The sequence below is a fragment of the Streptomyces sp. 3MP-14 genome, from assembly GCF_006334905.2.
Classification (GTDB): domain Bacteria; phylum Actinomycetota; class Actinomycetes; order Streptomycetales; family Streptomycetaceae; genus Streptomyces; species Streptomyces triticirhizae.
Genome location: NZ_VDLZ02000005.1, coordinates 317,734 through 339,132, shown reverse-complemented (window position 1 = coordinate 339,132; position 21,399 = coordinate 317,734). Strand labels below are relative to the sequence as shown.

16 protein-coding genes, 1 pseudogene and 1 CRISPR repeat array are annotated in these 21,399 nt (G+C 75.3%); of the genes and pseudogenes, 8 read left to right on the top strand and 9 right to left on the bottom strand.

Features of this window, described 5'->3' with window-relative positions:
- Nucleotides 1-49 precede the first annotated feature (49 nt).
- The 3 genes from pucD to FH609_RS10135 are packed head-to-tail and all read right to left on the bottom strand — an operon-like array spanning nt 50 to nt 3,937.
- The gene (gene pucD, locus FH609_RS10145) at nt 50-2,530 is read right to left on the bottom strand and encodes a xanthine dehydrogenase subunit D (protein WP_139666803.1); all 2,481 of its coding nucleotides are present in this window, start codon (nt 2,528-2,530) and stop codon (nt 50-52) included.
- Nucleotides 2,520-3,053, bottom strand: a complete 534-nt coding sequence (locus FH609_RS10140; protein WP_139666804.1) for a (2Fe-2S)-binding protein — start codon at nt 3,051-3,053, stop codon at nt 2,520-2,522. The genes pucD and FH609_RS10140 overlap by 11 nt, the downstream gene beginning before the upstream one ends.
- Nucleotides 3,050-3,937, bottom strand: a complete 888-nt coding sequence (locus FH609_RS10135; RefSeq protein ID WP_139666805.1) for an FAD binding domain-containing protein — start codon at nt 3,935-3,937, stop codon at nt 3,050-3,052. Before FH609_RS10135 ends, FH609_RS10140 begins: the two co-directional genes overlap by 4 nt.
- A 247-nt stretch (nt 3,938-4,184) precedes the next feature.
- Here FH609_RS10135 and FH609_RS10130 point away from each other — a divergent pair, with 247 nt between their 5' ends.
- A complete protein-coding gene (locus FH609_RS10130; RefSeq protein ID WP_139666806.1) occupies nt 4,185-5,846 on the top strand; it encodes a PucR family transcriptional regulator in 1,662 nt (553 codons plus the stop codon).
- 205 nt (nt 5,847-6,051) lie between these two features.
- Nucleotides 6,052-6,927: a hypothetical protein gene (locus tag FH609_RS10125; protein WP_405378883.1), complete on the top strand. Its 876-nt coding sequence runs from the start codon at nt 6,052-6,054 to the stop codon at nt 6,925-6,927.
- Nucleotides 6,928-7,045: 118 nt separating this feature from the next.
- On the opposite strand, the gene FH609_RS10120 is transcribed toward FH609_RS10125, so the two are convergent.
- The gene (locus tag FH609_RS10120; RefSeq protein WP_226961537.1) at nt 7,046-7,735 is read right to left on the bottom strand and encodes a GntR family transcriptional regulator; all 690 of its coding nucleotides are present in this window, start codon (nt 7,733-7,735) and stop codon (nt 7,046-7,048) included.
- Nucleotides 7,736-7,923: 188 nt separating this feature from the next.
- Here FH609_RS10120 and FH609_RS10115 point away from each other — a divergent pair, with 188 nt between their 5' ends.
- Nucleotides 7,924-8,748 (top strand): (2Fe-2S)-binding protein, encoded by an 825-nt coding sequence (locus tag FH609_RS10115; RefSeq protein ID WP_139666809.1) that lies wholly within the window; start codon nt 7,924-7,926, stop codon nt 8,746-8,748.
- 250 nt (nt 8,749-8,998) lie between these two features.
- On the top strand, nt 8,999-9,940 hold the full coding sequence (locus tag FH609_RS10110) for a DUF2637 domain-containing protein (RefSeq protein WP_405378886.1): 942 nt from the start codon (nt 8,999-9,001) through the stop codon (nt 9,938-9,940).
- Nucleotides 9,941-11,031: 1,091 nt separating this feature from the next.
- On the opposite strand, the gene FH609_RS10105 is transcribed toward FH609_RS10110, so the two are convergent.
- The 4 genes from FH609_RS10105 to lon form a co-directional block, all read right to left on the bottom strand.
- Nucleotides 11,032-11,514, bottom strand: coding sequence for a methylated-DNA--[protein]-cysteine S-methyltransferase (locus FH609_RS10105; protein WP_139666811.1), 483 nt, complete (start codon nt 11,512-11,514; stop codon nt 11,032-11,034).
- Between the two features lie 57 nt (nt 11,515-11,571).
- On the bottom strand, nt 11,572-13,029 hold the full coding sequence (locus FH609_RS10100) for an AlkA N-terminal domain-containing protein (RefSeq protein ID WP_139667022.1): 1,458 nt from the start codon (nt 13,027-13,029) through the stop codon (nt 11,572-11,574).
- A gap of 79 nt (nt 13,030-13,108) precedes the next feature.
- Complete coding sequence (locus FH609_RS10095; RefSeq protein ID WP_139666812.1) at nt 13,109-13,576, bottom strand: PPOX class F420-dependent oxidoreductase; 468 nt, start codon at nt 13,574-13,576, stop codon at nt 13,109-13,111.
- Between the two features lie 92 nt (nt 13,577-13,668).
- Nucleotides 13,669-16,113: an endopeptidase La gene (gene lon, locus FH609_RS10090; RefSeq protein ID WP_139666813.1), complete on the bottom strand. Its 2,445-nt coding sequence runs from the start codon at nt 16,111-16,113 to the stop codon at nt 13,669-13,671.
- Between the two features lie 471 nt (nt 16,114-16,584).
- Nucleotides 16,585-16,917: direct repeats of the CRISPR family, unit length 29 nt; unit sequence CTGCTCCCCGCACACGCGGGGATGGTCCC.
- A 13-nt stretch (nt 16,918-16,930) separates the two neighbouring features.
- Between lon and FH609_RS32110 the strand changes: the two are divergent.
- Nucleotides 16,931-17,047, top strand: a pseudogene (locus FH609_RS32110) (LPFR motif small protein); the annotation flags it as partial.
- 38 nt (nt 17,048-17,085) lie between these two features.
- On the opposite strand, the gene FH609_RS10085 reads toward FH609_RS32110, so the two are convergent.
- On the bottom strand, nt 17,086-18,000 hold the full coding sequence (locus tag FH609_RS10085; protein ID WP_226961536.1) for a helix-turn-helix domain-containing protein: 915 nt from the start codon (nt 17,998-18,000) through the stop codon (nt 17,086-17,088).
- 141 nt (nt 18,001-18,141) lie between these two features.
- On the opposite strand from FH609_RS10085, the gene FH609_RS10080 reads away from it, so the two are divergent.
- The 3 genes from FH609_RS10080 to FH609_RS10070 all read left to right on the top strand — a co-directional run bounded on the left by FH609_RS10080 (nt 18,142) and on the right by FH609_RS10070 (nt 21,319).
- Nucleotides 18,142-19,797 carry an acyl-CoA dehydrogenase family protein gene (locus FH609_RS10080; protein ID WP_139666814.1) on the top strand — a complete coding sequence of 552 codons (1,656 nt, stop codon included), beginning with the start codon at nt 18,142-18,144 and terminating at the stop codon, nt 19,795-19,797.
- A 209-nt stretch (nt 19,798-20,006) separates the two neighbouring features.
- Nucleotides 20,007-20,660 (top strand): hypothetical protein, encoded by a 654-nt coding sequence (locus FH609_RS10075; protein WP_139666815.1) that lies wholly within the window; start codon nt 20,007-20,009, stop codon nt 20,658-20,660.
- A complete protein-coding gene (locus tag FH609_RS10070; protein ID WP_139666816.1) occupies nt 20,660-21,319 on the top strand; it encodes a hypothetical protein in 660 nt (219 codons plus the stop codon). The genes FH609_RS10075 and FH609_RS10070 overlap by 1 nt, the downstream gene beginning before the upstream one ends.
- The last annotated feature ends 80 nt before the right edge of the window (nt 21,320-21,399 follow it).

The following is a 21,399-nucleotide window of genomic DNA, read 5'->3' as shown; positions in this document are numbered from 1 at the left end:
GGTCGGCGGCGGTCGGCGGGCGGTCAGCGGGCGGTCGGCGGGCGGGCGTTCAGGCGTCGACGGTGAGGTGTTCGGGGCGGACCGGTACTCGGGCCAGGGCGCGGCCGGTGGCCTGGCGGATGGCGGCGACGATGGCCGGCGTCGCGGAGAGCGTCGGCGCCTCGCCCACCCCGCGCAGCCCGTACGGCGCGTGCTCGTCGGCGAGTTCGAGGATGTCCACCGGCATCGGCGGGACGTCCAGGATGGTGGGGATCAGGTAGTCGGTGAACGACGGGTTGCGGATGGTCCCGTCCGGGCCGACCAGGATCTCCTCCAGCACGGCGAGCCCGAGCCCCTGGGTGCTGCCGCCGTGGATCTGGCCGCGCACCGCCTGCGGGTTGATGGCGCGGCCCACGTCCTGGGCGGCTGCCAGCTCGACGACCCTGACCAGGCCGAGTTCCACGTCCACGTCGACCACGGCCCGGTGGGCGCAGAACGAGTACTGAACGTGGCCGAATCCCTGCCCCGTCTCCCGGTCGAAGGGCTGGGTGGGCCGGTGCCGGAACTCCAGCTCCAGGTCGATCGTCTCCTCGCCCAGCACCTCGACCAGCGAGGCCAGCCGGGTGCCGCCGGCCGTGACCACCGCGCCGTCGCGCAGCCGCAACCCCGGCTCGTGCCAGCCGGGTTGGGCGGCGCCCAGGCGTTCCCTGCCGCGCCGCAGCAGCTCGGCGCGGACCGCGAGGCAGCTGTTGCGGACCGCGCCGCCGGTCATATAGGTCTGCCGGGAGGCGGAGGTGGAGCCGGCCGAGCCCACGGAGGTGTCGGCCGGCAGGATGCTGACCTGGCTGACGCCGAGTTCGGTGCGGGCGATCTGGGCGTGCACGGTGACCCCGCCCTGGCCGACCTCGGCCATCGCGGTGTGCACGGTGACGACCGGCTCGCCGGCGACGGCGGCCAGCCGCACCCGGGCCGTTGAGTAGTCGTCGAAGCCCTCGGAGAAGCCGACGTTCTTGATGCCGACGCCATAGCCGACGCCGCGCACGATGCCCTCGCCCTGGCTGGAGTTGGCGAGCCCGCCGGGCAGCTCGCGCGGGTCGACGCCGGGTTCGCCGCCGGCGCCGGCGGCCTCCCAGGGGCGTTCGGGCGGCAGCGGCCTGGCCTTGACGCGGCGCAGCAGTTCGGCGACGGGCGCGGGCGAGTCCACGGGCTGGCCGGTCGGCATCAGGTCGCCCTGGGTGAGGGCGTTGCGCTGCCGCAGCTCGACCGGGTCCATGCCGAGCGCGGCGGCGAGCTTGTCCATCTGGGTCTCGTAGGCGAAGCACGCCTGCACGGCGCCGAAGCCGCGCATCGCGCCGCAGGGCGGGTTGTTGGTGTAGAGCGCGAGGGCCTCCATCGCGACGTGCGGCACCCGGTAGGGGCCGACGCCCAGCGAGGCGGCGTTGCCCACCACGGCCGGCGACGAGGAGGCGTACGCGCCGCCGTCGAGGACGATCCGGCCCTTCACATAGACGAGTTGACCGTCCTTCGTCGCGCCGTGCTCGTAGGCGAGGGTGGCCGGGTGGCGGTGGACATGGCCGACGAACGACTCCTGCCGGTTGTAGACCATCTTCACCGGGCGGCCGGTGCGCAGCGCGAGCAGGCAGGCGTGGGCCTGCATCGACAGGTCCTCGCGGGCGCCGAACGCGCCGCCGACGCCGCCCAGCGTCAGCCGCACCCGCTCCGGCGGGAGGCCCAGCACGGGGGCGAGTTGCCGCTGGTCCACGTGGAGCCACTGGGTGGCGACATAGAGGTCGATCCCGCCGTCCTCGGCCGGCACCGCGAGCCCGGACTCGGGCCCGAGGAACGCCTGGTCCTGCATCCCGACGGTGTACTCGCCGCGCACCACGACCTCGGCGAGCGCCTCGGCCCCGTCCGGGTCGCCGCTGGTGACGGGCTGGCGGTGGACGACGTTGGGGTGGGGCACGAACGGCGCGTGGTGGTCCTCGCGTCCGGGGTGCAGCACGGGCGCGTCGGGGGCGGTGGCGCTGGCCTCGTCGTGGACGACGGGCAGCGGGGCGTACGCGACGCGGATGCGCTCGGCGGCGCGGCGGGCGGTCTCGGGGTGGTCGGCGGCGACGAGGGCGACGGCCTCGCCCTGGTAGCGCACCCGGTCGACGGCGAGCACGGGCTGGTCGGCGAACTCCAGGCCGTAGTGGGTGGCCGCCGGCAGGTCCTGGTGGGTGAGCACGGCGTACACGCCCGGCAGGGCCAGCGCCTCGGCGACGTCCACGGAACGGATCTCCGCGTGCGCGTGCGGGCTGCGCAGCGTGTGGCCCCAGAGCATGTCGCGGTGCCACAGGTCGGAGGCGTAGGCGAACTCGCCGGTGACCTTGAGCACGCCGTCGGGGCGCTGGGTGGACTCGCCGACGCCGCCCGAGGTGTCGGGGGCGGTGTCGCCGCGCTGGGTCAGCCCGCTCGGCGGCGGAACGACGCCGGGCGTCGTGGCGTTTCGAACGGCCACCCGCTCAACGATCGGCTGGGCGGTCGGCTCAACGGTCGGCTCAACGGGCATGGTCGGCGCCCCCGTTCGGGTTCGTCGGGGCCGGCGGCTGGTCCTGGGCCTGGTCCTGGGCGGTGCGGGTGGCGGCGAGCCGAACCGCGTCCAGGATGTTCTCGTAGCCGGTGCAGCGGCAGAGGTTGCCGGCGAGCGCCTCGCGGATGTCGGCGTCCCCCGGGTGCGGGGCGCGGGCCAGCAGCTCCTCGGCGGCCAGCAGCAGCCCGGGGGTGCAGAAGCCGCACTGGACGGCGCCGGTCTCGACGAACGCGGCCTGGAGCGGGGAGAGTTCGCCCTCGGGCCCGGCCAGGCCCTCGACGGTGCGCACCTCCGAGCCCTCGGCCTGGCCGGCCGCCACCAGGCAGGCGCAGACCAGTTCCCCGTCGAGGCGCACCGTGCAGGAGCCGCACTCGCCCTGCTCGCAGGCGTTCTTGGAGCCCGGCAGGCCCAGTCGTTCGCGCAGCACATAGAGGAGGCTCTCGCCCTCCCAGACGTGGTCGGCGCTCGTCGGACGTCCGTTGACCGTGAGGGTCAGTCTCATGCCGGGGCTCCTTCGGGCGTGGGCGTGGGCCGGGCGCGCCAGGCGCGGTCCAGGGTGCGGCGGGCCAGCACCCGCACCGCGTGCCCGCGGTAGTCGGCGCTGCCGCGCACGTCGTCGATGGGCGAGCAGGCGGCGGCCACCAGCTCGGCGAACCGGGCGGCGGCGGCCGGCGGGGGCGGCCGGCCGGTGGCCCAGTGGTCGCCCTCGGCCAGGACCCCGGTGAGGAACTCCTCGGCGCCGGTGGCCCGCAGCGGGGTGGGCGCGGCCGAGCCGACGGCGGTGCGCACGGTGCGGGTGTCGGGGTGCAGGGCGAGGGCGACGGCGCAGACCGCGATCACCATGGCGTTGCGGCTGCCGACCTTGGCGAACTGCTGCGGCCCGGTGGCCCGTTGGACCACCACCGAGTGGATCAGCTCGTCGGGCGCGAGCGCGTTCCGCTTGGGCCCGAGGTAGAACTCCTCGACGGGAACGCTGCGGGTGCCACGCGCGCTGGCCACCTCCACGCGGGCGCCGGCGACCAGCAGCGCCGGGTGCGCGTCACCGGCGGGCGAGGCGCTGCCCAGGTTGCCGGCGACGGTGCCGCGGTTGCGGATCTGCGGCGAGCCCACGGTGCGGGCGGCCTGCGCCAGCGCGGGCAGCTCGGTGGCCATCCGGTCGATCACGGTGCGGTACGGGACGCAGGCGCCGATCCGCACGGCGTCCGGCTCGGCGCGCCAGGCGCGCAGCTCGGGGACGCGGGTGAGGTCCAGCAGGATCTCGGGGCGGCGACGGTCGAAGTTGATCTCCACCATCAGGTCGGTGCCGCCGGCGAGCGGCACCGCCTCGGGGTGCGCCGCCTTGACGGCCAGCGCCTCCCGCCAGGTGGCCGGGCGAAGGAACTCCATCGAGTCGGCTCTTTCCGGTGCGTTACGGGGGCGTTCGTCGGGGCGGTGGGACGGTGCTGCGAACGGTTCCTCCAGTAGAGCCCGGCGGGGGCGGTCGGCGGCAGTCACCGAAGGGCCGAAGCCCACGACTGGCGGCACTACCGTTCTTGTAGATTCATACGAAGAGCCCGTCCCCGGCGCGTTCCGTTTCCGGCGGGTTCCGTCCCCGGTGAGTTTCGTTCCCGGCCGTGCGAGGGAGGCGAGGACCGTGCGACTGCGCGCCCTGCTGGAGTCCGAGCGGCTCGGGCTGCAGCTGCTGTGGGGCGGCGAGGAGCTGGACCGGCCGGTGCGCGGGGTGATGACCACCGACCTGCGCGACCCGAGCCGCTATCTGCACGGCGACGAGTTGGTGCTCACCGGCCTCGCCTGGTGGCGCGGCGGCGCCGACGCCGAGCCCTTCGTCCGGGTGCTGGTGGCCGCCGGGGTGGCCGGGCTGGCGGCGGGGACGGCCGAGTTCGGCTCCGTGCCGGACGAGCTGACCACCGCCTGCGCCCGGCACCGGCTGCCGCTGTTCGCGGTGGCCGAGGAGGTCGGCTTCGCCGAACTCACCGAGCATGTGGTGCGCCGGGTCTCGACCGAGCGGGCCGGGGACCTGGCCGCCGTGGTGGAACGCCACCGGCGGCTGATGTCGGCCGGGCCGGCCGGCGGCGGCCCGCAGGCGGTGCTCGACCTGCTGGGCTCCGATCTGGACCTGCCGGCCTGGCTGTTGACCGCCACCGGCCGCCCGGTCGCCGACTCCGGCGCCGGGCCGCTGCCGCCCGGGGTCGGCGCGGAGCTGGCCGCCCGGCGGCTGGCGGGCGGCGGCGGGCCGGGGCCGCAGCGGGTGCGGCTGCCCGGCGGCGGGGTCTACTCGCTCTTCCCGGTGCGCGGCGAACGGCCGGCCGGCGACGCCGACGAGGCGCCGGGCGCCGGGTCCCGGCCGCCGCTGACGGACTGGCTGCTGGCGGTCGGCGCGGACGCGGGCGAATGGCCGCCGGAGCGGCGGGAGTTGCTCGACGGGGTCGCGGAGCTGGTCGCGGCGGCGCGCGACCGCAGGGAGGCCGCCAGGGGCGTGCGCCGGCGGCTGGCGCAGCAGGTCGTGGAGCTGCTGACGGTGAGCGCGCCGGCGGCCGAGGTGGCGGCCCGGCTGCGGGTGGCGGCGCCGGTGCTGCTGCCGGGACGCTCGGGCCAGGACTGGCAGCTGGTGGTGGCCCGGCTGTCGTGGGGCGAGGAGCCACCGGCCTCGGACACCGGCCCCCTGGCCCGCGCCGTGCTGGAGGAGCTGCTGGGCGACCCGACCGCGCCCGACACCGAGGTGGCCGTCGCGCACGCCGACGGGGAGGCGGTGGCGCTGGTCCCGGTCTGCCCGCTGGCCGACGAGGGAACGCCGGGCGCGCCACTGCGGGCCGAGGCGTGGGAGGCCGCGGTCCGCCATCCGCTGACGGCCGGCCTCGCCCCGGACGGGCGGCTGACCGTCGGCATCAGCGCTTCCGTGCCGGACGCCGAGGGGCTGCGCGGCGCGCTCGCCGAGGCCCGGCACGCCCGCCGGCTGGCCGCCGCCCGCCCGGACGCGGTGGCGGTGGCCGGCCACGACCAGTTGGCCTCGCACATGGTGCTGCTCCCCTTCGTCCCTGAGGACGTGCGGCAGGCGTTCAGCGACCGGCTGCTCGCCCCGTTGCGCGACTACGACCGGCGCAACCGTTCCCAACTGCTGCCCACGCTGGAGGCGTTCCTCGCCGAGGACGGCTCCTGGACCCGCTGCGCGGCGCGGCTCCATCTCCATGTGAACACCCTGCGCTACCGGATCGGCCGGATCGAACAGCTCACCGGGCGGGATCTGGGCCGACTTGAGGACGCCGTCGACTTCCTGCTGGCGCTGCGCCTGGGCTGAGTGGCGTCCGGGCAGCGGGCCGGCCGGAGCGGGGCGTCCGCCCAGCGAACGGTACGCGCCACCTCGGGCGGCCCGGGAATGGCCGATTCTCCACGCAACCACACCGCCCCCCACCACCGTCTTCCTGCCAACGGACCGGCGGGTACGGGAACTTGTGAACTGTTTCACGCTCCCCTCTTGGCCGGGCGGCGTCCCTCATGCTGAGATGCACTCACATCACGAGGGGCTAACGGCTAACAGCACAACGACGCGCTGGGAGGGCGATGTGACGGATACCGCCGTGCCACATCCGGTTCTGGAGACGGCGAGCGGAACGGCGCTCGACAGTGCGGTATGGCGGCTGCGGTCACGAGGCTGTTGGGAGGACGCGGCGGCGCTGCTGCTCCCGGACGCGAAGGACCAGCCACGCGCGGCCCTGCTGCGGGCCCGGCTGCTGGTGGAGCGGTGCATGTTCACCGGGCAGGGCTGGGAGCGCGCCGAGGAGGCGCTGCGCGCGGTGGAGTCGATGCCCCTGAACGACGAGGAGCGCGGCGCGGCCGCCTGCGAGCGCGGGTATCTCGCCTACGCCGCGACGCTGCTGCGGGTGCGGGATCGGGCCGACGAGGCGCGGGCCGCGCTGGGCCGGGCGGCGGCGCTGCTGGCCCCCGACTCCCCCGGCCGGCCGCTGCTCGACTTCCGGCGCGGGCTGATGGCGGAGCATGTGAGCGGCAACCCGCAGGCGGCGGAGACCGGTTACCGCAGGGCGCACAACGAGGCGATCAACCGGGGCGACGCGCTGCTGAGTTCCTATACCTGGCGGCATCTGGCCGCGCTGGCCCTGGAGAACGGCGACCTCGCCGAGGCCCGCCACGGTTTCGCCGAATCCCTGCGGCTGCGCGAGGAGTTGGGCTTCCTGGTGGGCATCGCCCCGGCGCTGGTGGCCCTGGCGGAGGTGCAGCCGCCGGACGAGGCCACCCGGCTGCGCGTCGAGGCGGCCCGGCTGCACCGGCTGCTGGGGAACGTTCCGCACTGGCTGTCCCCGCACCTGCCGCCCGAGCTGCCGCCGGACCCCGCCCCCGAGCCGCTGCCCCCCTCGGACTGACCGCCCGTCCACGCGCCGCCGCAGGAATTTCTCGGCGCGCGCCGACGCACCGGGCTTCTCGGCTGGCGCGCCGACGCACCGGGCTTCTCGGCTGGCGCGCCGACGCACCGGGCCCCGGTCAGACGGTGCCGACGGGCTGGCCCGTCACATGGGCGCGGGCCAGCCGCTCGGCGGAGCAGCGGTCGCCCTCGGCCAGGGCGTCCAGCAGCGCGCCGTGCTGGCGGGCGTCGGCGACCAGCTCCACCGGGCCCGGCGCCCTGCCCGGCACCCGGTGGCACTGCGACTTCCGGTGCAACTCCTGGGCCACGGCCACCAGTTGACGGTTTCCGGTCAGCCACAGCAGCTCGCGGTGGAAGCGCCGGTCGGCCTCGGCATAGCCGACCAGGTCGCCCAGCGCGGCGATCCTGACCGTGGCGTCCGCCAGCGGGCGCAGCTCCTCCCGGCTCCCGGGCGGCAGCGCGCCCACCAGCCGGAGGATCGCCGGCACCTCCAGGGCGGCCCGCACCTCCGCCAGCTCGGCCATGTCCCGCGCGCTGTGCCCGGCGACCCGGAACCCCCGGTTGGGCACCGTCTCGACCAGCCCCTCGCTGGCCAACTGCTGCATCGCCTCCCGCACCGGGGTGGCCGAGACGCCGTAGCGCTCGGCCAGCAGCGGCGCCGAGTAGGTCTCGCCGGAGCGCAGTTCACCGGTGGCGAGGGCGTCTCTGAGGGCGGCCAGCACCTGGGCGCGCACCGAGCGACGCGCCGGCAGCGCGCGCCGGCGGAGCGTCGGCACCTGCCGTTGCCTGGGCAGCGGCCGATCGACCACGGTCGATGCCCCCGAAATGGCCGATTCCAATAGGGTGGGTTCCATCTGTCCACTCCATCCCTCTCGCCCCCGTCGCCCCCGAATCACGTGGGTTCCAGCACCCTAGGCGTAGTTTCCACGGCAGCAAACCCCGCCCCCTGGTCGGGTAAGGTAAGGCTTACCTGCACCAGTAAGGGATCGATGGCCCGATGACCGTGCCCGCCGTCACCACGACGACGCCGCTGACGCCCGCCTATGCCCGGGTGGCCGAGCTGATGCCCAGCCTCCGGGTGATCGAGGGCGAGCCGCGCTCCGACACCGGCTGGATCAACGGCGACGCGCTCGCCGAGGGCGGCCCCGCACTGGACGCCTTCCTCGCCGACGAGGCCCGGGCCGGGCTCGCGACCTACGGCGAAACGCCCAGGCCGGACGTGGTGGCGACGTTCGCGCTGCACCGCTACGCCTGGCCGGCCGCCGCGCTGTTCACCGTTCCCTACTTTCTGCTCCGCCGGGTGCCGCACCTGGCCCCCGAGGACGTCTCGCTGCGCCGCGACCCAACGCGGCTCACCGTGCGGGTCACCGCGTTCGCCTGCCTGCCGAGCGACCCGCTCGCCCACCACCCGGGCGCGCTGGTGGTGCCCGACGAGGAGGCGCTGCGCGCCGAGACCCGGCGGGCGGCCGCCGACCACCTCGGGCCGCTGCTGGACGCCTTCGGGCCCCGGATGCGCCGCCGCTCGCGCGCGCTGTGGGGCGCCGCGACGGACGAACTCGTCGAGTCGCTGTGGTATTTCGGCCATCTGCTGGGCGAGGAGGAGCGCGCGGTGCGGGAGTTGGCCCTGCTGCTGCCCGGCGCGACCCCGCCGTTCGCCGCCGGCGCCGGCTTCCGCGAGCTGCGCGCCCCGGACGAGACGGCGGTGCGCACCAGGGACCGCGCCAGCTGCTGCATGTACTACACGCTGCGCCCGGCCGACACCTGCGCCACCTGCCCCCGCCTCTGCGACGCCGACCGGCTCCGCCGGCTGACCGGGGCCTGAGCCCCGGGGCGCCAGCGCCTTCGCCTGCCTGATAACAGATCATTCATCATCGGGCGGCAAGTTCCGCCGAATTACCACTCGTTGGTGGCATTACGCCCGAATAGGAGCTGACGGCAACTCAGGTACCATCACGCTTCTTCCAGGGCGGCCCTCGGGGCCACCCGCTGTGAACTGCTGAGATCGGGCGACGCCCCCGGGGTGAGCCCGCACACCCTGGCGAGGGGCACACATCGCGGTGAAGGTGACGGACATGGAGTTCAGTTGGGTGTTGGCCGGTGCCGTGGCGCTGGCGGGCTTCCTGGTGGCGACGGCGCTGCTCACGCGGAGCCGCAAGCCCGACGGCGAGGAACGCGAGTCGGAGTCCTCCTGGGAACGCCTGGAGGCGCGGCGCCGCCGGAAGGAACGCGTCTACGCCTCCGCCTCCTACACGTTGCTGTTCTGCTGCGCCGGGGTCGCGGCCGCGCTCTCGTTCCAGGGACTGGTCGGCTTCGGCCGGGAGAACCTGCAACTCTCCGGCGGCTGGGAGTACCTGGTGCCGTTCGGCCTCGACGGGGCCGCGATGTTCTGCGCGGTGATCGCCGTCCGGGAGGCCAGCCACGGGGACTCGTCGATGGGCTCGCGGATGCTGGTGTGGCTCTTCGCGGGCGCCGCCGCCTGGTTCAACTGGGTGCACGCGCCCCGGGGCACGGGCCATGCCGGCGCGCCCCACTTCTTCGCCGGCATGTCGCTGTCGGCGGCCGTCCTCTTCGACCGGGCGCTGAAGCAGACCCGCCGCGCCGCGCTGCGCGAACAGGGGCTGGTGCCTCGGCCGATGCCGCAGATCCGCTTCGTCCGCTGGCTGCGGGCGCCACGGGAGACGTTCGGCGCCTGGTCGCTGATGCTGCTCGAAGGCGTGCGGACGCTGGACGAGGCGGTGGACGAGGTCCGCGACGAGCGGCGGAAGAAGGAGGACGCCAAGCGCGACCGGCGGGAGCAACGGCAGCTGGAACGCGCGCGGTTGCGGGCGATCGGCGGCTCACGGCTGCGCGGCAGGCGGCGCCTCCCGGCGCCGGAGCCGGCCGCGCTGGAGGCCGCGGCGCAGCCGAGGGCGCTGGGCAGCGGCGAGCCGGAGTCCGGCTCCCTGGCGACGGCGGCGCCCCGCCTGGACACGCTGGAGGAGAAACTGGCCCGCATCGAGCGGCAGTTCCCCTGACGGGACGGCCTTGCCGGGACGGCCTTGCCGGCCCGGCTTGGCGGAGGGGGGTGCGGGCCTGCGGCCCGCAGCCCTCGCGGGGCGGCGTGGCAGAAGGCCAAGGCCAAGGCCAACGGACCTGCGGGATAGGTGGCTTGGGCCGAAACCGTCGATGACCGTCCCGGCCGGGAACCCTGGCCAAGCCCGCGACGGCACTCCTCGGTGACGGCCCACCAGGCTCACCGGCGCAGGACGCCTGACCGGGCGGCCGAGCCGGAGGGTTGTGGCGAGCTGCCGAGGCCGGCGCTTCGAGAGTCCCCCGCCGGAGCATCCGGCCAAGCCGGAACATCGCACCAGCACCCCGCGCCGCCCAACACTCGTCACACAGCGGGACGTTGCCCCGTACCGCCGTCAACAGGCTGCCAGCCCAGGCCCCCAGATCCGGACCGCGGGCCCAGGAAGGACGCGGCTCCCGAGGCGAGAACAGGCCCCGAGCCCACCCCGCGTGCGGCGAGCCCTCAGGCCAGGAAGCGAATCCGGGCCACGCCCGGAAGAAGCCCCACGCCCAACGGTCCGCTGTCGCAGGCCAGGACGGCCTTCGTGCCGTAGGCGCACCCCCAAGGCCGGTCGGGGCCCCGGCCCGAAGCGGTGCCCAACCCCCGGGCCCGGCAAGGCACCGACCCCACGCCCGACGGGCCGGGCCTCATGCCCGGAACGGGACCCCGGCCGCAGCCCCGGCAAGGCACCGGCCACAGGCCCAAACAGTGCCAAGGCCACAGGCCCGAGGCCCGGAGCGGGACCCCGGCCGCAGGCCCGGCAAGGCACGGCCCCCGTCCCCAGACCCCGAACAGTGCCCGGGCCGCAGGCCCGGGGAAGGGCACCGGCCGCAGGCCCAGGGAAAGGCACCGGCCCCAGACCCCGAACAGTGCCCTGGCCACAGGCCCGAGGCCCGGGCCGCAGGCCCGGGGAAAGGCACCGGCCGCAGGCCCGGGGAAAGGCACCGGCCGCAGGCCGGAAACGCCCGGGCCGTAGGCCCGGAGACGGGTGCGGGCCGCCAGGGCCCGCACCCCAGGACCACGCCCCGGTGCGGGCCCCCAGGGCCCGCACCTCCGTCAAGCCAGTGCAACGCCCTCGTGAGTGAGGAGCAGCCGCTTGCGGTCCAGCCCACCCGCGTACCCGGTGAGGGAACCGTTCGCGCCGAGCACCCGGTGGCAGGGGCGGATCACGGTCAGCGGGTTGGCGCCGACGGCGCCGCCCACCGCCCGTGCCGCGCTGCGCGGCAGCCCGAGCCGCGCCGCGAGCGCGCCGTAGGTGGTGGTCGCGCCGAACGGGATCTCGTCGAGCGCGTCCCAGACCCGTTGCCGGAACGGGGTGCCCGCCGGCTCCAGGGTGAGGGCGAACTCCTTGAGGTCGCCGGCGAAGTACGCGTCGAACTGCTCGGCCACCTCGCTCAGGGCCGCGTCGTCGCGGACCCAGTCCGGCTGGACGCTCGCCCCGCCGCGTTGGCCGGGCACGGTGACCGAGGCCAGGACGCCGGGGCGCGGGCCGGCGAGCAGCAGGTCGCCGAGCGGGCTGGGGTGAACGGTGTAGCGCATGGGACATTCCTTCGTTCGTCTCGCGGATGAGGGTGCGGGGCGGGCGGGCGGTGGGGGTCAGGCGGCCGCCGCACGCCAGAGATGGTGGAGGGCGTAGGAGCGCCAGGGGCGCCACTCCTCGGCGTCGCCGGGGGCGGCGCCGACGAGGGCGAGTCCGTGGCGGACGCCGGCGTCGCCGGTGAGCATCACGTCCGGGTCGCCCAGCGCCCGCATCCGCACATAGCCGGCCGTCCAGGGCCCGATGCCGCGCAGCGCCAGCAGCGCGGCGGTCGCCTCCTCGCGGTCGGCGCCCGGGTCGAGGACGACGCGTCCTTCAGCCAGCGCCGCGCCCACCGTGCGGAGCGTCTCCCGGCGCGAGGCGGGCATCCCCAGTTCGGTCAGCGGGGCCTCGGCGAGCGTGGCCGGTTCGGGGAAGAGGTGGGTGAGCCCGCCGTCGGGCCGGCCCAGCGGCTTGCCGAGCGCCTCGACGAGCCGCCCGCCGAGGGTGCGGGCGGCGGCCACGGTGACCTGTTGGCCGAGCACGGCGCGGATCGCCAGCTCGTCGGGGCTGACCGCGCCGGGGGAACGCAGCCCGGGCTCGGCCGCGACCAGCGGCGCCAACAGCGGGTGCGCGCCGAGGCGTTCGTCCACCGCGTAGGGGTCGGCATCCAGGTCGAAGAGGCGGCGGACGCGTTCCACGGCTGAGGTCAGGTCGCGCAGGTCGGTGAGTTGGAGCCGGCAGGGCAGCCAGCGTCCGCCGTCGGCGCCGGCGGACTCGTCGACCTCGGCGATGCCGGTGCCGTGCGGCAGCGCCAGCGTGCGCCGGTAGGTGCGGGCGCCGGGCGGGCCGACGACCTCCTCGACGCCGGGGACGGCTCGCCGGGCGAGGAAGTCGAGGATCGCGCCGGCCGCGTAGGCGCCCCGGTAGGCGAGGCGGAGCGGGATGCCGGAGCCGTCGGTCGCCGCGTCGCGGCCGGCGGCCGGTCCCGTGGCGCGCAGCCGGCTCGGCGTGCGGTCGTAGACGGCGCGGATCGTGTCGTTGAACTGGCGCACGCTGGCGAAGCCGGCGGCGAACGCGACCTCGGTGATCGGCAGCCGCGTCGTCTGGAGCAACACCCGTGCGGTGTGCGCCCGTTGGGCCCTGGCGAGGGCGATGGGGCCGGCGCCCAGCTCGGTGACGAGCTGGCGTTGCACCTGGCGGGCGCTGTAGCCGAGGCGGGCGGCGAGGCCGGCGACGCCCTCGCGGTCCACGACGCCGTCGCCGATCATCCGCATGGCGCGGCCCACGGCGTCTGCCCGCGCGTTCCACTCGGCCGAGCCGGGCACGGCGTCGGGGCGGCAGCGGCGGCAGGCCCGGAAGCCGGCGGACTGGGCGGCGGCGGCCGAGGGGAGGAAGCGGACGTTGGCGCGCTTGGGAGTGGTCGCCGGGCAGCTGGGGCGGCAGTAGATGCCGGTGGTCAGGACGGCGGTGAAGAACACCCCGTCGAACCGTTCGTCGCGGCTCCGCACCGCCTGGTACCTGCTGTCGTCGTCCATCACGCCTCCCAGTGTGCGGGGCGGGCGCCCCGTACACTGGCGGGATTCGGACATGCAGGTGGGCGGGGAACGGAGGGGGTCAGTCCCGGGCGAGCCGGGCGGGGAAGCCGCCGGTGGCGACGGGGCCCCAGCGGGTGGGCGTGACGCGGATCAGGGACTTGCCCTGGCGGACCATGGCCTGCCGGTACTCGGCCCAGTCCGGGTGCTCGCCGGCGATGTTGCGGTAGTACTCGACCAGCGGCTCCACGGCCTCCGGCACGTCCAGCACCTCGGCGGTGCCGTCGACCTGGACCCAGGGTCCGTCCCACTCGTCCGAGAGCACCAGCACGCTGACCTCGGGCTCCCGCTTGGCGTTGCGGGCCTTGGCGCGCTCGGGGTAGGTCGACATCACGATGCGGCCGGAGTCGTCGACACCGCAGGTCAGCGGCGAGGCCTGGGGGGAGCCGTCGGTCCGCCGGGTCAGCAGGATGGCACGGTGCCTGGCCCGCACGAAGTCGAGCAGGCCGTCGAGATCAACGCGCGTGTTCGTCGCGATCGAAGGACTCATAAGGGCAGACCATACGCCCACTCCCGACGCCACCGTACGGTGGCGTCGGGAGCCGCCCCCCGGTGGCACGGGGAGGGGGTGGTCGCGCCGGCTCAGGCGACCAGCGCGGCGGGCGCCCCGCCCGATGTCGCGGCGGGTGTCTCGGCTGGTGTCTCGGCTGGCGTCTCGGCTGGTGTGAGCGCCAGTTCGAGCACCTGGGAGACGTCGGAGACCGGGTGGATGTCCAGGGTCCCGCGCACCTCGTCGGGCAGGTCGTCCAGGTCGGGCTCGTTGCGCCGGGGGATGACAACGGTCGTCAGCCCGGCGCGGTGGGCGGCGAGCAGCTTCTGCTTGATGCCGCCGACCGGGAGCACCCGGCCGGTGAGGGAGACCTCGCCGGTCATGGCGACCTCGGGCCGCACCGTTCGCCCGCTGAGCAGGGAGGCCAGCGCGGTCGTCATGGTGACGCCGGCGCTCGGCCCGTCCTTGGGGACGGCGCCGGCCGGGACGTGCAGGTGGATGCCGCGCTCCCGCAGGTCCCCGACGGGCAGCTCCAACTCGGCGCCGCGCGAACGGAGGTAGGAGAGGGCGATCTGCCCGGACTCCTTCATCACGTCGCCCAGCTGGCCGGTCAGCGTCAGCCCCGAGCCGCCGGTCTCCGGGTCGGCGAGGGACGCCTCGACGTAGAGCACGTCGCCGCCGGCGCCGGTGACCGCGAGCCCGGTGGCCACGCCCGGCACCGAGGTGCGGCGGGCGCCCGGCTCCCGCGCCGACTCGGGAACGTGGTGCGGCCGGCCGATCAGCGCGCGCAGCCCGGCGTCGGTGACGGTGTCCGGGAGCGTCGTCTCGCCCAGCTCGGCCCGCGCGGCGACCTTGCGGAGCACCCGCGCGATCGTCCGCTCCAGGCCGCGCACCCCGGCCTCCCTGGTGTACTCGGCGGCGAGCCGGCGCAGCGCCGCGTCCTCGACGCGGACCTCGTCGGCGGCCAGGCCTGCCCGTTCCAGCTGGCGCGGCAGCAGGTGGTCGCGGGCGATGGTGACCTTCTCGTCCTCCGTGTAGCCGTCGAGCCGCACCAGCTCCATCCGGTCAAGCAGCGGCTGCGGGATGGCGTCCAGCGCGTTGGCGGTGGCCAGGAACACCACGTCGGAGAGGTCGAGTTCGACCTCCAGGTAGTGGTCGCGGAACGTGTGGTTCTGCGCCGGGTCCAGCACCTCCAGGAGGGCGGCGGCCGGGTCGCCCCGGAAGTCGGCGCCGACCTTGTCGATCTCGTCGAGCAGCACGACCGGGTTCATCGAGCCGGCCTCGCGGATGGCCCGCACGATCCGGCCGGGCAGGGCGCCGACGTAGGTGCGGCGGTGGCCCCTGATCTCCGCCTCGTCGCGGACGCCGCCGAGCGCGACGCGGACGAACTTCCGCCCCATGGCGCGCGCGACGCTCTCGCCGAGCGAGGTCTTGCCGGTGCCGGGCGGCCCGACGAGGGCCAGCACGGCGCCGCCGCGCCGGCCGCCGACGACGCCCAGGCCCCGGTCGGCGCGCCGCTTGCGGACCGCGAGGTACTCGGTGATCCGCTCCTTGACGTCGGCCAGCCCGGCGTGGTCGGCGTCCAGCACCGCGCGGGCGCCCGGGATGTCGTAGGCGTCCTCGGTGCGGACCTGCCAGGGCAGTTCGAGGACGGTGTCCAGCCAGGTGCGCAGCCAGCCGGCCTCGGGGCTGTTCTCGGAGGCGCGCTCCAGCTTCTCGACCTCCTTGAGCGCGGCCTCGCGGACGTGCTCGGGCAGGTCGGCGGCCTCGACGCGGGCGCGCGGGTCCTCGCCGCCGTCGGCGTCGTCGCCGTTCAGCTCGGCCAGCTCCTTGCGGACGGCCTCCAGCTGGCGGCGCAGCAGGAACTCGCGCTGCTGCCGCTCCACGCCGTCCTGAACGTCCTTGGCGATCGACTCGGAGACCTCCTCCTCGGCGAGGTGGTCGGTCAGCCAGCGGGTGGCCAGGCGCAGCCGCTCGACCGGGTCGGTGGTGGCCAGCAGGGTGGCGAGCTGCTCGGCGGTGAGGAACGGGAAGTAGCCGGCGTTGTCCGCCAGTTGGCCGACCTCCTCGATGCCGGTGACCCGGTCCACGACCTGCCAGGCGCCGCGCTTGCGCAGCCAGCTGGTGGCGAGCGCCTTGTACTGGCCGACCAGTTCGGTGACGGCGCCGGGCAGCGGGTCGGGCAGCGGCTCGTCGACCGGGGCGGCCTCGACCCACAGCGCCCGGCCAGGGCCGGTGGTGCCGGCGCCGACCCTGGCCCGGCGCAGCCCGCGCACCAGGGCACCGGGATCACCGTCGGCGAGCCGGCCGACCTGCTCGATCCGGCCCACGACCCCGATCGCCGGGTAGCTTCCGTCCACGCGCGGCACCAGCAGCACGCGCGGCTTCTCACCCCGGGGCGCGGCGGACTGGGCCGCCTCCACGGCGGCGCGCACCTCGGAGTCGGAGAGTTCGAGTGGCACCACCATCCCCGGCAGCACGACCTCGCTCTCCAACGGCAGCACCGGGAGGGTGAGTACGTCGAACGACGATTCCATGACGTCTCCCTTGGCAGGCAAATTGAGCTATGCCGACTCAATGCCGGGAGGGCGGGGGTTGTTCCCCGGGGTGCGGGGCGTTCGCTGTCGGCGATCAGGCGGTCGGGGCTGGACGGGCCTGGCCTGGGCGCGGCCTCGGGAGGCCGGGTACCCGGAACGCCGGCGGCGGCCACCGTTGTTCCGGAACGGGGCGGCCGTCGAGGGCGCGGGGCGGGCGAACCCGTTTCCGTTCCGGGGCGTTCGGGCACCCGAGGGCGATCGCTCGGCGGGCTGTCGCGCAGCGACAGGACGTCGCCGGCCTGCGCCCGGCCCCGGCTACGCTGACGCCGTCAGGGCGGCGCGGCGCCGCCTCGGAAGGCGGAGCCATCGGTGAGCCGTCACGAAGCAGTGACCACTCGGCCCTTGTCGGGCCCAAAGGTAAAGTTGAGTAAAGTCAGCCCCTGCCCCCGATAAACCCGCAGCTCACGACCTCTGCTCCCCGCACACGCGGGGATGGTCCCTGGGGGGAGAGCGCGTTGCCGGATGTGGCTTCCTGCTCCCCGCACACGCGGGGATGGTCCCCGTCGTTGTGAGGGGAGCGACGACGAGTTGGCTGCTCCCCGCACACGCGGGGATGGTCCCTTCCCTCCGCCGATATAGAGGCCGACGTGATCCTGCTCCCCGCACACGCGGGGATGGTCCCCTCGGCCGAGTCCTCCCCGGTCCCGCACGGCTCTGCTCCCCGCACACGCGGGGATGGTCCCCCCACGAAGCTCCAGAAGAGCGGCAGCCCGGACTGCTCCCCGCACACGCGGGGATGGTCCCGCAGGAGGCTCGTATGTTCCGCGCCATCGCCGACGTCCTCCGGGCGGTCGGCGCCGTCAGCACGCTGGTCACGCTGCCGTTCCGGGCGCTCGCCCGGCTCCTCGGCGGCGCTTCGAGCAGCGCCGGGGGGCCGCCGCTGTACGGGCCGCGCGGCGCGGCCCGTACCGGCTACAGCTCGCGCAGCGCGTTCCGCAGGAACGCCTCGGTCTCGACCGGCGGCATGGCCTCGACGGCCAGCCGGTTCATCACATGCCGGTACTGCTCGACCTCGCCCGGCTTGTCCGGATACGCCCCGCCGGTGAGCTGCTCCAGATAGACGACGTCGGGCAGTTCGCCGCCCGGCGGCCGCAGCACGGTCACCGGGCCGGCGATCGCCGAGTGGGCGCCGGCCGAGAACGGCACCACCTGCACCGTGACGTGCGGCAGCTGGGAGACCTCGATCAGATAGGCCAACTGCCGCCGCATCAGCCCGCGTCCGCCCATCGAGCGGCGCAGCGCGGTCTCGTCGATCACGGTCCACAGATAGGGCGGCTGGGCGCGGCGGAGGATCTGCTGCCTGGCCATCCGCAGCTGGACCTTGCGCTCCAGCCGCTCCTCCTCGTCCGGGTCCAGGCTGATCACGGCCCGCGCGTACTCCTCGGTCTGGAGCAGCCCCGGAACGAACTGGAGCTCGTAGCTCCGGATGACCGTCGCCGTCTGCTCCAGGCCCAGATAGACGTGGAGCCAGCTGGGCACCACGTCGTGGTAGTACTGCCACCAGCCCTGGCTGTTGGACTCGCGGGCCAGCGCCAGCAGGGTCGCGCGCTCGCCCTCGTCCAGCACGCCGTAGAGGGTGAGCAGGTCCGCGACGTCGCGGGCCTTGAAGCCGGTGCGGCCCATCTCCAGGCGGCTGATCTTGGAGTGCGAGCCCCGGATCTCGCGGCCGGCGTCCGCCCCGGTGATCCCCCGGGCCTCGCGCAGCGCCCGGAGCCGGTTGCCGAGGATCATGCGGGGCACCGTTGGCCCCGTCTGACGAAAGTCCAGGGCCATCTGTGGCTGGCTCAGCTCGCTGAGGGCGCCATCGGAATCCAGCTCCAACTCCATGTGTCGCTCCCTGCCGTCGCCGCGAACGCCCCACTGTACTAGGGGAGTCGGGGATCGGTACTCCCTGATGAGCCGGGATGTGCGGGGACGGGCGGCGGCGCGGGGGTGACGGTCCCGGCGCCGCGCGCCTACCGTGGGCCCATGACGCCCAGCACCCACGCGGTCACCAACCAGGTTCCGCCGCTCGTCGACTACGACGTCTTCACCCGGGACGCCGCGCTCGCCGAGGGCTTCGCGCGCCAGGTGGCGCCGGAGGTGGCCGAGGAGGCCACCGCCGAACTGCGCGATCTCGGCCGCTCGGCCGGCTCGGCCGAGGCCGCCGAATGGGGGCGGCTCGCCAACGAGAACCCGCCTGCCCTGCGCGTTTTCGACGCGGTCGGCCACCGGATCGACGAGGTGGAGTTCCACCCGGCCTGGCACCTGCTGCTGGAGCGGGCGGTGGGGGCCGGGCTCACGGACGCCTGGTCGCGCCCTTCCGGCCAGTTGCGTAGGACGGCCGGATTCATGGTGTGGTCCCAGGTTGAAGCGGGGCATGGATGCCCCGTCTCCATGACCCATGCGGCGGTGCCCGCGCTCCGCGCCGCGCCCGAACTGGCCGCCGTCTGGGAGCCGTTGCTCACCTCCCGGAGCTATGAGCCGGGCCTGGTGAGGCCGGCCACCGCGAAGGCCGGCGCGCTGGCCGGCATGGGGATGACGGAGAAGCAGGGCGGCTCCGACGTTCGGGCCAACACCACCAGGGCCGAACCGGCCGGCGAGCCCGGCCTGTTCCGGCTGACCGGGCACAAGTGGTTCTGCTCGGCGCCGATGTCCGACGCGTTCCTGGTGCTGGCCCAGGCGCCCGCCGGGCTGAGCTGCTTCCTGCTGCCCCGGGTGCTGCCCGACGGGCAGCGCAACGCGTTCCGCATCCAGCGCCTCAAGGACAAGCTCGGCAACCGCTCCAACGCCTCCTCCGAGGTCGAGTTCGACGGCGAGACCCTGGCCTGGCTGGTGGGCGAGGAGGGGCGGGGCGTGCGCACCATCATCGAGATGGTCGCTGCCACCCGGATCGACTGCGTCACCGGCTCCGCCGCGATCATGCGGCAGGCGGTGGTCAGGGCGATCCACCACGCGGCGCACCGCTCGGCGTTCGGCGGCCCGTTGATCGACAAGCCGCTGATGACCAACGTGCTGGCCGACCTCGCCCTGGAGTCCGAGGCGGCCACGGCGCTGGCGCTGCGGCTGGCCTCGGCCGCCGACGCGGCGGCGGCCGGCAGCGCGCAGGACCGCCATCTGCTGCGGCTCGCGGTCCCGGCCGCCAAGTACTGGGTGACCAAGCGCTGCACCCCGGTGGCGGCCGAGGCGTTGGAGTGCCTGGGCGGCAACGGCTATGTGGAGGAGTCCGGGCTGCCCAGGCTGCTGCGGGAGTCGCCACTCAACTCCCTCTGGGAGGGCTCGGGGAACGTGCAGGCGCTGGACGCGCTGCGCGCGCTGACCCGCGAGCCGGGCGCGCTCAACGCCTACCTCACCGAGGTGGGCGCGGCCACCGGCGCCGACCACCGGCTGGACGCCGCGCTCAAGGACCTGCTGACCGAGCTGTCCGACCTGGAGGGCGTCGAGGCGCGGGCCCGCAGGATCGTGGAGCGGCTGGCGCTGGTGCTCCAGGGCGCACTGCTGGTGCGCCACGCGCCGCCGGAGGTGGCCGACGCGTTCTGCGCCTCCCGGCTGGGCGGCGACTGGGGCGGCAGCTTCGGCACGCTGCCCGGCGGCGACCTGTCCGCCGTGGTGGAGCGGGCCAGGGCGGTGCCTGAGGAGGGCTGACGGAGGGCCAACGGGGGCCGCGGACTGCCCGGTGGACTGCTGGGTGGACTGCTGGGAGGGGGTGCCACGCCGGACGCTACCAGCCGTCCGGCGGTTGAGCCGTCACACGCCGTGAACTGTTCGATGTTCGGGCAGGTTTGGAAGGTCTCGATCGGGTAACGCGCCTTGATGACAACCTCGCCGAGAGGCTCTCCGCGAAAGAGGACGTCATGACGGCATTGATCATCATCATCCTGAGCGTGGCGGTCCTCGCCGCCATCGCGCTGGCGCTGCTGCGGCCCACGCTGGCCCCGGGCGGCACCATGCTGCGGCGGCGCTTCGGCCCCGAGTACGAGCGGGCCGTCGCGCGGCACCAGGGGGACACCAAGGCCGCCCACCGCGAGTTGGCCACCCGGCTGCGCCGGCACCGCCGGTTCCGGGCACGGCCGCTGCCGCCCGGCGCCCACGAGAAGTACCGGGCCAGGTGGGCCAGGGCGCAGGAGCAGTTCGTCGACTCCCCCGCCGGCGCCATCGCCGAGGCCGACCAGCTGCTCAACCAGCTGATCAGGGAACGGGGTTATCCCTCGGACGGCTATGGCGAGCAGCTCGCCGCCGTCTCCGTGCACCACCCGCACCAGGTGGACGGCTACCGGCAGGCGCACATCCTGGCCGGCCGGGAGGACCCGGGCCAGAACGCGGAGCGCACCGAGGACCTCCGCGCGGCGCTGCTGGCCGCCCGCGAGCTGTTCCAGGCACTGCTGGACGAACGCCCCGAGGCCGCGCCCGCGCCGGCGACGGAGGCGCACTCCGAGGGGACCACCACGAGCGCCGCGCCGCGCGGGGCGGACGCCCCGAGCAAGGCCGGCACGGGAGGCGAAGCCTGATGCGCCTGACGCTGAAGGGCCTTGACCGAAGAACCAGCAGAAGCACGGGCACCGGCTCGGACGGAAGCCCGGGTACCGGCTCGGCCGACGAGGACTCCCCCGGCAGCGGGGAGAAGGGGACGGAGGCGGCGGCCGAGCCGACCGGTTCCGACCGTCCCGAGGGCGAAGCGGCGCGGGTGCCCGAGCCGCCGAGCCGGCCGTCGGCGCCCCCCGTTCCCCCGGAGGCACCGGCGCACGGACCGACGGACGGCCCGGCGAACGACCAGGTCGAACGGACCGACGCCCCGGTGGGCGGCCCCGCTGAGGAACAGGCGGCCCCGTCCGCGCGCCCCGCCGCCGACCCGCTGGCCCCCGAGGCCGAACGGCTGGCCACCGCGCCGCTGTTCGAGGCCGAGGCCGCCGACGCGCTGCGCGCCGAGGTGAAGGGCGCGGTCGCCGGCTTCGTCGACGACCCGAAGCGCTCGGTCGCCCGCGCCGACGCCGCGCTGGACGAGGCGGTGGCCCGCCTCACCGACGAACTGGCCCGCCGCCGCCGGGCGTTGCGCGACGGCTGGCAGGCCGGCGAGGGGGGCGCGGGGTCCGAGGGCCCGACGACCGAGGACCGGCGCACCGCGCTGCGCGACTACCGCGACCTGGTGGACCGCCTGTTGCGCTGCTGAACCCCGCGTGTGAACCCACGCGTGAACCCGTGCATGAGCCCGCGTGGGACGGCGGTGCCGACCACCCGCCCGTCCCCCGC

What these genes read in the sequence shown, in the direction of transcription:
- pucD (WP_139666803.1), bottom strand. Translation starts at nt 2,530, where the DNA reads ATGCCCGTTGAGCCGACCGTTGAGCCGACCGCCCAGCCGATCGTTGAG.
- FH609_RS10140 (WP_139666804.1), bottom strand. Translation starts at nt 3,053, where the DNA reads ATGAGACTGACCCTCACGGTCAACGGACGTCCGACGAGCGCCGACCAC.
- FH609_RS10135 (WP_139666805.1), bottom strand. Translation starts at nt 3,937, where the DNA reads ATGGAGTTCCTTCGCCCGGCCACCTGGCGGGAGGCGCTGGCCGTCAAG.
- FH609_RS10125 (WP_405378883.1), top strand. Translation starts at nt 6,052, where the DNA reads ATGCACTCACATCACGAGGGGCTAACGGCTAACAGCACAACGACGCGC.
- FH609_RS10115 (WP_139666809.1), top strand. Translation starts at nt 7,924, where the DNA reads ATGACCGTGCCCGCCGTCACCACGACGACGCCGCTGACGCCCGCCTAT.
- FH609_RS10110 (WP_405378886.1), top strand. Translation starts at nt 8,999, where the DNA reads ATGGAGTTCAGTTGGGTGTTGGCCGGTGCCGTGGCGCTGGCGGGCTTC.
- FH609_RS10105 (WP_139666811.1), bottom strand. Translation starts at nt 11,514, where the DNA reads ATGCGCTACACCGTTCACCCCAGCCCGCTCGGCGACCTGCTGCTCGCC.
- FH609_RS10100 (WP_139667022.1), bottom strand. Translation starts at nt 13,029, where the DNA reads ATGGACGACGACAGCAGGTACCAGGCGGTGCGGAGCCGCGACGAACGG.
- FH609_RS10095 (WP_139666812.1), bottom strand. Translation starts at nt 13,576, where the DNA reads ATGAGTCCTTCGATCGCGACGAACACGCGCGTTGATCTCGACGGCCTG.
- lon (WP_139666813.1), bottom strand. Translation starts at nt 16,113, where the DNA reads ATGGAATCGTCGTTCGACGTACTCACCCTCCCGGTGCTGCCGTTGGAG.
- FH609_RS10085 (WP_226961536.1), bottom strand. Translation starts at nt 18,000, where the DNA reads ATGGAGTTGGAGCTGGATTCCGATGGCGCCCTCAGCGAGCTGAGCCAG.
- FH609_RS10080 (WP_139666814.1), top strand. Translation starts at nt 18,142, where the DNA reads ATGACGCCCAGCACCCACGCGGTCACCAACCAGGTTCCGCCGCTCGTC.
- FH609_RS10075 (WP_139666815.1), top strand. Translation starts at nt 20,007, where the DNA reads ATGACGGCATTGATCATCATCATCCTGAGCGTGGCGGTCCTCGCCGCC.
- FH609_RS10070 (WP_139666816.1), top strand. Translation starts at nt 20,660, where the DNA reads ATGCGCCTGACGCTGAAGGGCCTTGACCGAAGAACCAGCAGAAGCACG.